General features: G+C 72.6%; 12 protein-coding genes. 4 read left to right on the top strand and 8 right to left on the bottom strand.

Annotated features, from left to right (window positions below; translation table 11 throughout):
- The first annotated feature begins 30 nt into the window (after nt 1-30).
- On the top strand, nt 31-954 hold the full coding sequence (locus EDC50_RS08575) for a 2OG-Fe(II) oxygenase (protein ID WP_123770064.1): 924 nt from the start codon (nt 31-33) through the stop codon (nt 952-954).
- Between the two features lie 74 nt (nt 955-1,028).
- Here the strand turns inward: EDC50_RS08575 and EDC50_RS08570 are convergent, their stop codons facing one another.
- A complete protein-coding gene (locus EDC50_RS08570) occupies nt 1,029-3,233 on the bottom strand; it encodes a S9 family peptidase (protein ID WP_242003005.1) in 2,205 nt (734 codons plus the stop codon).
- A 38-nt stretch (nt 3,234-3,271) separates the two neighbouring features.
- Nucleotides 3,272-3,964, bottom strand: coding sequence for a glutathione binding-like protein (locus tag EDC50_RS08565; protein ID WP_123770062.1), 693 nt, complete (start codon nt 3,962-3,964; stop codon nt 3,272-3,274).
- A 302-nt stretch (nt 3,965-4,266) separates the two neighbouring features.
- On the opposite strand from EDC50_RS08565, the gene uvrD reads away from it, so the two are divergent.
- Nucleotides 4,267-6,444: a DNA helicase II gene (uvrD, locus tag EDC50_RS08560; protein ID WP_123770061.1), complete on the top strand. Its 2,178-nt coding sequence runs from the start codon at nt 4,267-4,269 to the stop codon at nt 6,442-6,444.
- Here the strand turns inward: uvrD and EDC50_RS08555 are convergent.
- From EDC50_RS08555 to EDC50_RS08530, 6 genes are all read right to left on the bottom strand, one after another.
- Nucleotides 6,420-6,716 carry a cytoplasmic protein gene (locus EDC50_RS08555; protein ID WP_123770060.1) on the bottom strand — a complete coding sequence of 99 codons (297 nt, stop codon included), beginning with the start codon at nt 6,714-6,716 and terminating at the stop codon, nt 6,420-6,422. The two genes, uvrD and EDC50_RS08555, sit on opposite strands and share 25 nt — an antisense overlap.
- A gap of 27 nt (nt 6,717-6,743) precedes the next feature.
- Entirely contained in the window at nt 6,744-7,430 is a 687-nt protein-coding gene (locus EDC50_RS08550; protein ID WP_123770059.1) for an MOSC domain-containing protein, read from the bottom strand.
- Nucleotides 7,423-7,971, bottom strand: coding sequence for a redoxin domain-containing protein (locus tag EDC50_RS08545; RefSeq protein WP_123770058.1), 549 nt, complete (start codon nt 7,969-7,971; stop codon nt 7,423-7,425). Before EDC50_RS08545 ends, EDC50_RS08550 begins: the two co-directional genes overlap by 8 nt.
- Nucleotides 7,972-8,023: 52 nt before the next feature.
- A complete protein-coding gene (locus EDC50_RS08540; RefSeq protein ID WP_123770057.1) occupies nt 8,024-8,260 on the bottom strand; it encodes a thioredoxin family protein in 237 nt (78 codons plus the stop codon).
- A gap of 87 nt (nt 8,261-8,347) precedes the next feature.
- On the bottom strand, nt 8,348-8,983 hold the full coding sequence (locus EDC50_RS08535; RefSeq protein ID WP_123770056.1) for a MarR family winged helix-turn-helix transcriptional regulator: 636 nt from the start codon (nt 8,981-8,983) through the stop codon (nt 8,348-8,350).
- A 266-nt stretch (nt 8,984-9,249) separates the two neighbouring features.
- A complete protein-coding gene (locus EDC50_RS08530) occupies nt 9,250-9,552 on the bottom strand; it encodes a DUF2782 domain-containing protein (RefSeq protein WP_123770055.1) in 303 nt (100 codons plus the stop codon).
- Between the two features lie 188 nt (nt 9,553-9,740).
- Here EDC50_RS08530 and polA point away from each other — a divergent pair, with 188 nt between their 5' ends.
- On the top strand, nt 9,741-12,563 hold the full coding sequence (gene polA / locus EDC50_RS08525; protein WP_123770054.1) for a DNA polymerase I: 2,823 nt from the start codon (nt 9,741-9,743) through the stop codon (nt 12,561-12,563).
- Nucleotides 12,564-13,010: 447 nt separating this feature from the next.
- On the top strand, nt 13,011-13,589 hold the full coding sequence (locus EDC50_RS08520; RefSeq protein WP_123770053.1) for a hypothetical protein: 579 nt from the start codon (nt 13,011-13,013) through the stop codon (nt 13,587-13,589).
- The last annotated feature ends 2 nt before the right edge of the window (nt 13,590-13,591 follow it).

Genomic DNA, 13,591 nt, shown 5'->3' with positions numbered 1-13,591 from the left:
TAATGGGCGTCCTTGCCCAAGGATGAGCCGATGTCCGCCGCCAACCTGAGCCTGCTGAGTCCGCACGTGATCGACCGCGTCGAGGCCTGGCGCGAGCGCTTCTTGAATGCCGCGCCGTTCCGGCACGTGGTGATCGACGGCTTCTTCGCGCCCGAGCGCGCCGAAGCCCTGCTGCGCGCGTTCCCGCCGTTCGAGCGCGGCAACTACATCGGCGACGACGGCAAGCCCGGCGGCAAATCCACCCTCGACCGCATCCGCGCGCTGGGGCCGGACTACGCGGCGCTGGACGAGACCATCCGGGCGCCGGCCTTCCTCGACCTGGTCGGCCGCATCACCGGCATCCCGGAGCTGCTGTACGACCCGTTCTATCTCGGCGGCGGCACCCACGAGAACCGCCACGGCGCGGCGCTCGATCCGCACATCGACTTCAACTACCACCCGAGCGAGCGCTGGCATCGCCGGCTCAACCTGATCGTCTACCTCAACCCCGGCTGGCGGGCCGAGTGGGGCGGCAACCTGGAGCTGTTCCGCGATCCCTACGCCGACCGCAAGCCGGCGGTGTCGGTGGTGCCGGCGTTCAACCGCTGCGTGATCTTCGAGACCACCGAGCACAGCTGGCACGGCTTCGACCCGATCCGCCTGCCGGAAGAAGAGCGCGGGCGCAGCCGCAAGTCGATCGCGCTGTACTTCTACAGCCGCGAGCGTCCGGTCGAGCAGACCGCCGGCCGCCACACCACGCATTACGTGCATCGCCAGCTGCCGGAACGGTTCGAGGCGGGCTACACGCTGGACGCCGGCGACGTCGCCGAGCTGCACTCGCTGCTGCGCCAGCGCGACTGCTACATCCGCAACCAGCACGAGGAAATCGCCCGCCTGCTGCAGGCGCAGGACCGCGGCTTCTCCGGCAAGCTGCTGTACCTGGCCAAGCGGCTGTACGTGCGCATGCGCCGCTAGGCCGCAGCCGGCCCGGGCGCGACGGCGCTCCCGGTTTCGTCCGCGGAGCGCCCGGCCCCGCCGGGCGCTTCGGCCTACGGCTTGAGGCAGCGCTCGAAGAACGCCGCGGTCAGGCGCAGCCGGTGCAGGTTGTCGGCGCCCTTCAGGCCGTGCTTCGCGCCGGGATAGGCCATCAGCTCGAACGGCCGGGCGCGCTGCTGCAGCGCGCTCATCAGCGCGGTGGAGTGGGCGAACAGCACGTTGTCGTCGGCCATGCCGTGGATCAGCAGCAGCTTGGAGCTCAGCCCATCCACGTGCTGCAGCACGCGCGCCTCGCGGTAGCCCTCGGGGTTGGCCTGCGGCAGATCCATGTAGCGCTCGGTGTAATGGGTGTCGTACAGCGCCCAGTCGGTGACCGGCGCGCCGGCGACGCCGCAGGCGTAGCGGTCCGAGGCCTTGGCCAGCAGCATCAAGGTCATGTAGCCGCCGTTCGACCAGCCGTACACGCCGATCCGCTTCGCGTCGACCCAGGGCTGCGAGGCCAGCCACTTCACGCCTTCGAGCTGGTCCTCGACCTCGACCGTGCCCTGGCGCCGGTAGAGCGCGCCGCCGAACGCGGCGCCGCGCCGCGGCGTGCCGCGGTTGTCGAGCGAGAACACCACGTAGCCGCGTTGCGCCAGGTACTGGTTGAAGTCCGGCGCCCAGGCCCGCTTGACCGTCTGCGCGGCCGGGCCGCCATAGACCAGCACCACCACGGGATAGCGCCTGGCCGGGTCGAAGCCGGCCGGCCTGAGCAGGCTGTAGTGCAGCGCGGTGCGGCCGTCGGCGGCGGTGAGGGTGCCGAACTCGATCGGCCGGTGCGCGGCGCGGAACTTCGCGTACGGATGCTGCGGGTCGGCCAGGTCGTTGCGCAGCAGCGGGGCGATCGGCGTGCCGTCGTTGCGGTACAGCTCCAGTTGCGGCGGCGTGCCCGGGTTCGACCAGTTGTCGACGTAGACGCTGGCGTTGGCGGCGAAGCTGGCGTTGTGGATGCCGTCCGTCTTCGACAGCCGCTCGACCGCGCCGCCGGCCAGCGGCACGCGGTAGACCTGCACGTCCAGCGGCGAGTCCTTGCCGGCGGCGAAGTAGACGTAGCCGCCGGCCTCGTCCAGCGCCAGCACCTCGTCCACCGGCCAGTCGCCGGACGTCAGCGCCTGCGCGTCGCGGCCGTCCTCCGAGAGCAGGTAGAGATGCTGGAAGCCGCTGCGCTCGCTGCTCCAGAGGATGCGGCCGTCCTGCAGGAAGCGCAGGTCGTCGTGCAGCGGCACCCAGGTCGGCGACGTTTCGGTGGCGAGCGTGCGCTGGCGGCCGCTGCGCAGGTCGGTCTCGATCAGCTCGAGCCGGTGCTGGTCGCGCGACTGGCGCTGGAAGGTCAGGCGCTGCGGGTCGCGCCAGTCGACCCGGGCGAGGTAGATGTCCTCGTCGGCGCCGAGGTCGATCCAGCGCGGCCGGGCGCCGGCCTGCGGCGCGATCACCCCGAGCCGGATCTTCACGTTCGGGTCGCCGGCCGCGGGATAGCGCTGTTCGACCACTTCGGTGCGGTCGGGGTAGACCTCGTAGCGCTTCTGCACCGGCACCGGCGATTCGTCGATGCGCGCGAACGCGATCGCCGAGTCGTCCGGCGCCCACCAGTAGCCGGTGTGGCGGCCCATCTCCTCGTCGGCGACGAACTCGGCCACGCCGTTGCCGACGGTCTCGCCGCCGTCGAAGGTGAGCTGGACCTGCCGGCCGCTGGCCAGCTCGATCACCCACAGGTTGCGCCCGCGCACGAAGCCGACGTAGCCGCCGCGCGGCGACAGCTTCGGATCGGTGGCGAAGCCCTCGCCGTGGGTCAGCCTGCGCACCCCGTCCTTGCCGGGCCGGCTCAGGTCGTACAGGTACAGCTCGCCGCCGAGCGGGAACAGCAGCGAGCGTCCGTCCGGCGCCCACTGGTAGTCGACGATGCCGCTCAGCGCGGCGATGCGCTGGCGTTCGCGGCGCGCCTTCTCCTCGTCGCTGAGCGTCTCCGCGCCGGAGGGCAGGACGTCGTCGGCGTCGACCAGCTTCTCGGTGCGGCCGCTTTCGACGTCGTAGGCCCACAGGTCGAGGCGGTTGCGGTCGTGCTCCTTGCCGCGCAGGAAGGTGACGCGGCTGCCGTCGGGGGCGATCTTGGCCTTGGCCAGGCTCGGCCCGGACAGCGGCGCGTCGCCGGCCAGGGCTTCGAGCGTGAGCTTCTGCGGCGCGGCCGGGTCGGCGGCGAGGGCGGGTACGGCGAGCGACATGGCGAGCAGGGCGGCGAGGCCGCGGGTCAGGGCGGTGTTCATGCCTCGGACGGGGTGCCGAACAGGTTCTTGCGCATCTCCGGCGTCATCTCGCGCTGCGTGTCGAAGCGCTCGGCGACGGCATAGGCGCGCCCGGTGGCCGGGCGCGCGGCCACGGCCGCATGCCAGCGGCGCAGGTTCGCGAACGGCGAGAGGTCGAGCGGCGCCTTCTTGTACGGGTCGATCCACGGGTAGATCGCCATGTCGGCGATGCTGTAGGCGTCGCCGGCGACGAACTCGCGGTCGGCCAGGCGCTTGTCGAGCACGCCGAGCAGCCGCAGCGCCTCGCGCTTGTAGCGGTCGCGGGCGTACTCGATCGGCTCCGGCGCGTAGACGTGGAAATGCCCGTACTGGCCGGTCATCGGCCCCAGGCCGCCCATCTGCCAGAACAGCCACTGGCTGACCTCGACCTGGCCGCGGGTGTCCTCGGCGAAGAAGCGGCCGGTCTTGCCGGCCAGGTACAGCAGGATCGCGCCGGACTCGAACACGCTGACCGGCGCGCCGCCGTCGGCCGGGGCGCGGTCGACGATCGCCGGCATCTTGTTGTTCGGCGAAATGGCCAGGAACCCGGGCTTGAACTGGTCGCCGGCGCCGATGTCGACCGGGTGGACCGTGTACGGCAGGCCGGCTTCCTCGAGGAACAGGGTGATCTTGTGGCCGTTGGGCGTGGGCCAGTAATACAGGTCGATCATGGCGGCGTCCGTCCGGGGGAGGGGCGGCCAGTGTAAGCGTCCGCCGCCGCGCCTGCCCTCACCCCTGCTCCTCTCCCGCAAGCGGGAGAGGGGATCCGTGTCCGTCTTTCCGCTTGCGGGAGCGGCGCTACGAGCGAGCCTCCCTCTTCCGCTTGCGGGAAAGAAGCTCCGAGCGAAGCCCCGCTCCGCTTGCGGGAGAGGGCTGGGGTGAGGGAATCTCGGCCCGGATGAACGCTGCGCACCCGCGTTCGCGCATCGCGCCCCATCGCAGGCGCGTGGACGCGGGCCGGTAGAATGGCGCGATGGATGTCTCCCACCTGCTCGACGCGCTGAACCCGGCGCAGCGCGAGGCCGTCAGCGCCCCGCCCGGCCACTACCTGGTGCTGGCCGGCGCCGGTTCCGGCAAGACCCGCGTGCTGACCCACCGCATCGCCTGGCTCCACGAAGTGTTTGGCGTGCCGACCCACGCCGTGTTCGCGGTCACCTTCACCAACAAGGCCGCCGGCGAGATGCGCGCGCGCGTCGAAGCGCAGTTGCGCCACGGCGCGCGCGGCATGTGGATCGGCACCTTCCACGGCCTCGCCCACCGCCTACTGCGCCTGCATTGGCAGGAGGCCAGGCTGCCGGAAGGGTTCCAGGTGCTCGACTCGGACGACCAGCTGCGCCTGGTCAAGCGCGTGGCGCAGGCGCTGGAGATCGACGAGGCGCGCTTCCCGCCGCGGCAGATCGCCTGGTGGATCAACGCGCAGAAGGACGAGGGCCGCCGCCCGCAGCACATCCAGGCGGCCGGCGGCGACCTGTGGACGGAAACCCTGCTCAAGGCCTACGCCGCCTACCAGGAGCGCTGCGAGCGCGCCGGCCTGGTCGATTTCGCCGAACTGCTGCTGCGCGCGCACGAGCTGCTGCGCGACAACCCGGCGTTGCTGGCGCACTACCGCCAGCGCTTCGGCGAGATCCTGGTGGACGAGTTCCAGGACACCAACGCGATCCAGTACGCCTTCGTGCGCGTGCTCGCCGGCGACTCCGGGCGCGTGTTCGTGGTCGGCGACGACGACCAGTCGATCTACGGCTGGCGCGGCGCCAAGGTCGAGAACATGCAGCGCTTCCTCAAGGACTTCCCCGGCGCGCAGACCGTCCGCCTGGAGCAGAACTACCGCTCCAGCGCCAACATCCTCGACGCCGCCAACGCGGTGATCGCGCACAACCCGGACCGCCTGGGCAAGAAGCTGTGGACCGACAGCGGCAGCGGCGAGCCGATCGACCTGTACGCGGCCTACAACGAGATGGACGAGGCCCGCTACGTGGTCGAGCGCCTGCGCCAGTGGGTGCGCGAAGGCGGCAGCTACGGCGAGGTCGCGGTGCTCTACCGCAGCAACGCGCAGTCGCGCGCGTTCGAGGAGGCGCTGCTGGCCGGGCAGATCCCCTACCGCGTCTACGGCGGCCTGCGTTTCTTCGAGCGCGCCGAGATCAAGGACACCCTGGCCTACCTGCGCCTGATCGCCGCGCGCAGCGACGACGCCGCGTTCGAGCGCGCGGTCAACACGCCCGCGCGCGGCATCGGCGAACGCACCGTCGACGAGGTGCGCCGGCGCGCCCGCGCCGACGCGGTCGCGCTGTGGGAGGCGGCGCGGCGGCTGGTGGCGGAGAACGCGCTGGCCGCGCGCTCGCGCAACGCGCTGGCCGGCTTCCTCGCGCTGGTCGACGATCTCGACAACGAGATCGCGGCCATGACCCTGCCGGAGAAGATCGACCACGTGCTGATCCGCTCCGGCCTGCGCGAGCACTACTTCAACGAATCGCGCGGCCAGCTCGATTCGCGCGTGGACAACCTCGACGAGCTGGTCTCGGTGGCCTCGCGCTTCGTCCGCGGCGACGACGAGGACGCCGCGGCGATGCCGGAACTGGTCGCCTTCCTCAGCTACGCCGCGCTCGAGGCCGGCGAGGGCCAGGCCCAGGCGGGCGAGGACGGCGTGCAGCTGATGACCCTGCACAGCGCCAAGGGCCTGGAGTTCCCGCTGGTGTTCCTGGCCGGCATGGAGGAAGGCATCTTCCCCAGCGGCCGCTCCAGCGAGGAGGCCGGCCGCATCGAGGAGGAACGGCGCCTGGCCTACGTCGGCATCACCCGCGCGCGGCAGAAGCTGGTGCTGACCTACGCCGAGACCCGGCGCATCCACGGCATGGACATGTACGGCGTGCCCTCGCGCTTCCTGCGCGAGATCCCGCCGCCGCTGATCAACGAGGTGCGGCCGAAGGTGCAGGTGGCGCGGCCGATGTACGGCGCGGCGCGGCGCGACCACGGCCACGCGCCGGTCGAAGGCCCGCCGGTCAAGCTCGGCGCGCAGGTGCGCCATCCGACCTTCGGCGTCGGTACCGTCACCGACTACGAGGGCAGCGGCGCGCACGCCCGCGTGCAGGTCAACTTCGACGAGGCCGGCAGCAAGTGGCTGGTGCTGGCCTACGCCAACCTGCAGCCGGCGTAGCGGCCGCCGCCGCGGCGCTCAGCCGGGCCGTCCAGCGCTTCCAGCGGCATCGGCCGCCACAGCGGCTCGCGCGCGAGCACCTCGATGCGCCCGTCCTCGGCGCGGAGCAGGCGCCGTTCGGCGTCGGCGACGGACAGGGCCAGGCGATAGCCTTCGGCGGACGGCAGGCGCGCGGCGAGGTCGGCGACGGCTTCGCGCGCGTGCGCGGCGTCGGCTTCGATGCGGCACCACAGGCGCTCGTCGCGCCACACTTCCAGTCGGTATTGCGGCATGGGGGTTCCGGGGCGGGGTTTGTTTCCTCAGCGCGGGCCGTCGATGCGGCGGCTCCAGTCCTCGATCTCGCCGCGTTGCAGGCGCGCCTCGAACAGCCTGCGCCAGGACGGCACCAACGGCAGTTCCAGCGCCTGGCGCAGTTCGCCGGGGTCGAGGCGGCGCTCGAACAGCAGCGCGCCCAGGCGCCGCAGCGGCCACTGCGGATGCGGGCGCTCCATCAGCTCGATCGCCGCGCCGGCCTGCAGCAGGCCGGGTTCGAGCACCCGGTAGTACCAGCCGGTGCGGCCGCTGGCCTGCACGCGCCGCGCCATGTCGGCGACGCCGAAGCGGTCGTTGAGCTTCCAGCACGGCTGCCGGCCCTGGCTCACCTCGAGCAGGACGCCGCCGATGCGGTAGCGGTCGCCGAGGCATACCGCGTCCTCGGTCCAGCCGCGCCCGCTCAGGTTTTCGCCGAAGCCGCCGGGCGCCCGCAGCGGTTCCAGGTCGCCCAGCTCCTCGCGCCAGGCGCGGTAGTGCTCGAACGGGTAGTGGTGCACGGCCTTGTCGGGCCCGCCGTGCACGCGGCGGTCGCCCTGTTCGTCGCCGGCCAGGCCGAGAGCGCCGACCCGCACCGGGCCTTCGACCGGGCGCTTGTCGATCGCGCTGGCGCTGCCGGGGCGGGTGTACGGGCGGGCGCGGCCCGTCAGCACCGCGTCCAGGAGGCGCTCAGCCATCGGCGGCCGCCGCGCACGCGCCGTCGGCGCAGCCGGGCGCGTCGCCGCGCGCGCGAGGCGCGCGCAGGTCGGCGCCGAGCGTCAGCGCCGCCACCTCCGCGCCCAGGTGCAGGTCGTCGATCTCGCCGAAATGCTGCGCGCGCAGTCGCCCCTCGCGGTCGATCAGGGTCCAGGTCGGGGTGCCGCGCATCGCATAGGCGCGCATCGTGCGCGGCAGCGGCGAGGCGCCGTCGTGGCGGTCGACGCCCACGGGGAACGGAATCCGGTACTCGTGCAGGAACGCGCGCAGCGCGGCCGGCGTCATCGCCTCGTGGTGCTCGAACACGGTGTGCAGGCCGACCACGGCGAGGCGCTCGCGCGGGAACAGCGCGTGCAGCCGCGCCGCCTGCGGCAGCGCGGACGCGACGCAACCGGGACACAGCATCTGGAACGACAGCAGCGCGACCGCGCGTCCGCGCAGTGCCTGCAGGGTCAGCGGGTCGGGCGTGTTGAACCACTGCACGACGGCCCACTCCGGGGCCGGGGGAGGGAGCACGGTCATGGAAGCCTCGCGGTGTCGGCGCCCGCGACGCGCGCGGGCGCCGTGGGCGGCGTCAGCGCAGGTCCTGCAGCGCCGCGCCGAAGTTGATGTGCAGCGGCGCGCCGGCCAGCACCAGGGCCGGCACCGAGCGCACGCCGGCCCGCTCGGCCTCGTCCAGCCGCTCGCGCGCCTGGCCCAGGTGGACGACTTCGACGTCGTAGCGGGCCGGGTCGAGCGCGTGCGCGAGTTGGCGCTCGGCATCGACGCAGACCGGGCAACCGGCGTGATAGAACACGGCCTTCTGCTTCATACTCGACACTCCTTCTGTTCGCGGGTAGCGGGTGGAGGGACACGGCGGCGCCCGATGGCAGTCGGGCGCCGCCCTCCTGTCGCCGGCCTAGGAAGGCGCGGCCTCGCGGAAGCGCCGGACGGTCGCGTCCAGCGCCTCCCGGGAGCGGGGGCGCTGCTCGGGGCAATCCACGCGCAGCGCGGCGTCGCCGAACGCCGCGCCGACGTAGTCGCACCAGTGCGGCTCGGCGGCATCGGTCGAGGCGTGCGGGCGGAAGAATTCGCAGCCCAGGCAGGTGCGCGGGCCGTCGGCCAGGCCGAGCCGCTGCGCCTCGAGGATCATCAGCTGCAGCGCCCGCAGCAGGTGGCCGAGATCCTGTTCCGGCAGCGCCTGCAGCAGCGGGCCCAGGCCGGCTGCCGGGTGTTGCAGGCGGCGCACCAGCGCCGCGCCCGCCGCCGTCAGCACCGCGCGGCTGGCGCGGCCGTCGTCGGGATCGGGTCGACGGCGCAGCCAACCCTTGGCCTCCAGCGCGCGCAGCGAATCGCTGACGCTGGCCGCGGACACGCCCAGTTGCGCCGCCAGCTCGCCGCCGCGCAGGCCGCCGCTGCGCCCGGCGAGCGCGAGCAGCAGGGCGCGTTGCGCCGGGTGCAACGGCGGTGTGCCGTCCTCGCCCCAGGCGCGCATGCGCAGCAGCGCGGCCAAGCGTTCGATACCGAGTTGGGCCTGCCGGCGCGCATCGTCCATGAACAAATTAGGACTCCTAATCATTCGCCTTGTCAAGCGTGGGTGCGGCTTGCCGCGTGACAGGAGCGGCCGGGCACGCGCCGCGCAAGAGGGCGGCGCCGGATGAATGCCGCGCCGGGCTCGTTCGACGGGGCTTTTCGCGGTCGCGCACCACCTTGCGCGCGTGCGGGAACGGCGCGCCGCCGTGGCGCTCGCGCCGACGCGGTCGAAGGCGGCGATGGACGGGCGCGGACGTCGCGCCGGGCGACAGCGGGCGTACGTCGCCGCTACCAGCTCAGCAGCTTGTACTGCACCGGGGTGATCGGCCCTTCGCCCTTGCTGCTGTCCAGCACGCCGTCGCCGTTCTCGTCCACCAGGTAGTAGGTCGGCCCGCGCAGCGGGGTGATCTTGACCACCCGCAGCTGGCCGGCGACGTAGTACTCCTCGATGGTGTCGCCGCCGCCGGCCGTGCGCGTGCGGACCTCCGCTCCCTGCAGCGCGGCGGTGGGATCGTCTTCGGCCGCGCCCATCGTCGCGCAGCCGGTGCCGGCCAGCATGAGCGTCAGCAGGGCGGGCAGGGCGAGGCGCATGGCGGTTCTCCGGAAGTGGACGCGCACAGCATACGGCGTCGCGGCGCAGGCGGCGGTGACGGGCGCGGAGAACGCGCGGCGGTCCCGCGCCGCCGGGCGAAGGCGGCACACCGGGCCGGCGCTTGCCTCCGAGGGAAGCGGGGCGAGGAGCCGCGGGGCGGTCCGCCGGCGCCGAGTAGAATCGCCGCATGAACGCATCCCCCACGCCCGCGCCCGCCCGGCGCCGTTTGGTCCTGATCGACGGCTCCAGCTATCTCTACCGCGCCTTCCACGCCCTGCCGCCGCTGAGCAACGAGGCCGGCGAGCCGACCGGGGCGCTGTTCGGCGTGGTCAACATGCTGCGCGCGACCTTGAACGAGAAGCCCGACTACGTCGCCTTCGTGGTCGACGCGCCGGGCCCCACGTTCCGCGACGAGATGTACCCGCAATACAAGGCCAACCGCCCGCCGATGCCGGACGACCTGCGCGCGCAGGTGCAGCCGATGTGCGAGATCGTCGAGGCGCTGGGCATCACCATCCTGCGCGTGCCCGGGGTGGAGGCCGACGACGTGATCGGCACGCTGGCGCTGCGCGCCGCGCGCGACGGCATCGACGTCACCATCTCCACCGGCGACAAGGACTTCGCCCAGCTGGTGCGCAGCGGCGGCGACGGCGGTGGCGGCATCGCCCTGGTCAACACCATGAGCGGCAGCCGCCTCGACTCGGAGGCGAGCGTGGTCGAGAAGTTCGGCGTGCCGCCCGGGCGCGTGGTGGACCTGCTCGCGCTGATGGGCGATGCGATCGACAACATCCCGGGCGTCGACAAGTGCGGGCCGAAGACCGCGGCCAAGTGGTTGAACGAGTACGGCTCGCTCGATGGCGTGATCGCCCATGCCGACGCGGTCAAGGGCAAGATCGGCGACAACCTGCGCGCGGCGCTGCCGCGGCTGCCGCTCAACCGCGCCCTGGTGACGATCAACACCGAGGTCGCGCTGGAGCAGGGGCCGGCCGATCTGGCGCTGCGCGAGCGCCACGTCGAGGCCTTGCGGGCGCTGTACGCCCGCTACGGCTTCAAGCAGGCGCTGCGCGAGCTCGACGGCGGCGCGGCGGCGGACGCGCCGGCCGCCGCGGGCGACGGCCGCGTCTCGATGCGCGGCACCGAGGCCGGCCACGCCCGCGGCGCGGCGAAACCGCTCGACGGCCTGGATCCGGCGCTGGCCGCGCCGGGCGAGTACGAGACCGTGCTGACCCGCGAACAGCTCGAGGCCTGGGTCGCGCGCCTGCGCCAGGCCGGCGCGTTCGCGTTCGACACCGAGACCGACGGCCTGGATCCGCTGCAGGCGCGCCTGGTCGGCGTGAGCCTGGCCGCCGAGCCGGGCCGCGCCGCCTACCTGCCGCTCGGCCACGACTACCCGGGCGCGCCGGCGCAGCTCGACCTCGACGCCGCGCTGGCCGCGCTGCGGCCGCTGTTCGCCGATCCGGGCCTGCGCAAGATCGGGCAGCACGGCAAGTTCGACCTGCACGTGCTGCGCCGCCATGGCGTCGAGGTCGCCGGCTACGCCGACGACACCATGCTGGAAAGCTTCGTCTACAACGCCACCGCCACGCGCCACGACATGGATTCGCTGGCCAAGCGCTACCTCGGCTACGACACGGTGAAGTACGAGCAGGTCGCGGGCAAGGGCGCCAAGCAGATCGCGTTCTCGCAGGTCGCGCTGGAGGACGCCACCCGCTACGCCGCCGAGGACGCCGACGTGACCCTGCGCCTGCACCGCGCGCTGGGGCCGAAGCTGGCCGCCGAGCCGGCGCTGGAGCGGGTCTACCGCGAGATCGAGATGCCGCTGGTGCAGGTGCTCGAACGGGTCGAGGCCAATGGCGTGATGATCGACGCCGAGGAGCTGCGCCGGCAGTCGGCCGACCTGAACAAGCGCATGCTCGCGGCGCAGCAGAAGGCCACCGAGCTGGCCGGGCGCAGCTTCAACCTGGACTCGCCCAAGCAGGTGTGCGCGCTGCTGTACGAGGAGCTGAAGCTGCCGGCGCTGGTGAAGACGCCGACCGGCCAGCCCAGCGCGAACGAGGAGGCGCTGGAGGCGATCGCGGAGCTGCACGAGCTGCCGCGGGTGATCCTCGAATACCGCGGCCTGGCCAAGCTGCGCAGCACCTACACCGACAAGCTGCCGGAGATGATCAATCCGCACACCGGCCGCGTGCACACCAGCTACCACCAGGCCGGCGCCGCCACCGGGCGGTTGGCCTCGAACGACCCGAATTTGCAGAACATCCCGATCCGCACCGACGACGGCCGCCGCATCCGCCAGGCCTTCGTCGCCCCGCCCGGGCGCAGGATCGTGTCCTGCGACTATTCGCAGATCGAATTGCGGATCATGGCCCACCTGTCGGAGGACGAGGGCCTGCTGCGCGCGTTCGAATCCGGCGCCGACATCCACCGCGCCACCGCCGCCGAGGTGTTCGGCAAGGCGATGGACCAGGTCAGCGCCAACGAGCGCCGCGCCGCGAAGGCGATCAACTTCGGCCTGATGTACGGCATGGGCGCGTTCGGCCTGGCGCGCAATCTCGGCATCGGCCGCGGCGAGGCGCAGGACTACATCGCGCTGTACTTCAGCCGCTACCCGGGCGTGCGCGACTTCATGGAGCGCACCCGCCAGCAGGCGCGCGAGCGCGGCTACGTGGAGACCGTGTTCGGCCGCCGCCTGTACCTGGAGAACATCCACGCCCGCAACGCCGGACTGCGCGCCGGCGCCGAGCGCGCCGCGATCAACGCGCCGATGCAGGGCACCGCCGCGGACATCATCAAGCGGGCGATGGTGTCGATCGACGCCTGGCTGGCCGAGCGCCGCGAGCGCGCGCTGATGGTGCTGCAGGTGCACGACGAACTGGTGTTCGAGGCCGACGCCGACTTCGTCGACGAACTGATCGCGCAGGCCACCGCGCGCATGGCCGCGGCCGCCGAGCTGCGGGTGCCGCTGGTGATCGACAGCGGCGTCGGCGACAACTGGGACCAGGCGCACTGAGGCGCCCGTGCGCGCGCCGGAGTGGCCGTGCGCGGTGCCCTGTGCCGGTGGACACGCGCGCGCGATGGCGTCGCAGAAGGCGGGGAATCGCCGTGAGCGCGTGCGCGCCGAGGCAATGAATCGCCCCTGAACCCTACAAATAATTAACGGGAATCTTCACGAACCGTGCATGTTCGGAATGGTCATATAGACCGCGACGGGTGCAACGCCCGTCGCGAGATCTCTCCCTCCCCTGGAGTGATCCCCCGGAGCGGTCAGCCCCTCCCCAGGCCCCGCTCCACCAGCCCCGCCGGCCCCCCCTGCCTGCGGGGCTTTTTATTGTCCGCGCGTTACGCGTTCGTTACGGCGGGAGCCCGGCACGATTCTGTGGCGCTGCAGCATGCGGCCCGGTCCGCATCGGCGCATGCTCTGCGCGCGGCAGGGAGCCGCCGGGAAGGGGAGCGCGACATGCGATGGGTGATCGCCGGTGTGATCGGCGGGCTGGTGATGTTCGTCTGGAGCGCGCTGGCGCACACGGCGCTGCCGCTGGGCGGGATGGGCGTGAAGGTGGCCAACGGCCAGGACGCGGCGCTGGCCGAGATCGCCACCGCGAGCGCCAACCAGGGCGCCGGCGTGTACCTGCTGCCGGGCATGACGCCGGAGCAGTGGGCCGACGACGCGGCGCGCCAAGCGTTCGTCGAGAAGTACGCGGGCAGCCCGTACGCATTCGTGGTCTACCGCCCTGAGGGCAATCCGAACGCGGCGGACATGGCGCCCAGCCTGGTCTGCCAGCTGGCCGCCAACCTGGTCGGCGGGTTGCTGCTGGCCTGGGTGCTGGCGCGCGTCGGCGGCGGCTTCGCGGCGCGCGCCTTGCTCGGCGCCGGCGCCGGGCTGTTCGCCTGGCTGGCGGTGAATCTGCCGTACTGGACCTGGTACCGCTTTCCGACCGAGTTCACCGTCGCCGCGTTGATCGAGCAGACGGTCGGCTGGGGCCTGGCCGGGGCCGCGATCGCCGCGTGGCTGCGACGAGGAGGCGTCGCGCGCTGAGC

It is taken from the genome of Vulcaniibacterium tengchongense (assembly GCF_003814555.1).
Classification (GTDB): domain Bacteria; phylum Pseudomonadota; class Gammaproteobacteria; order Xanthomonadales; family Xanthomonadaceae; genus Vulcaniibacterium; species Vulcaniibacterium tengchongense.
Note: the sequence above shows the minus strand (reverse complement) of the source record. Positions and strands in the feature narration are given on the sequence as shown.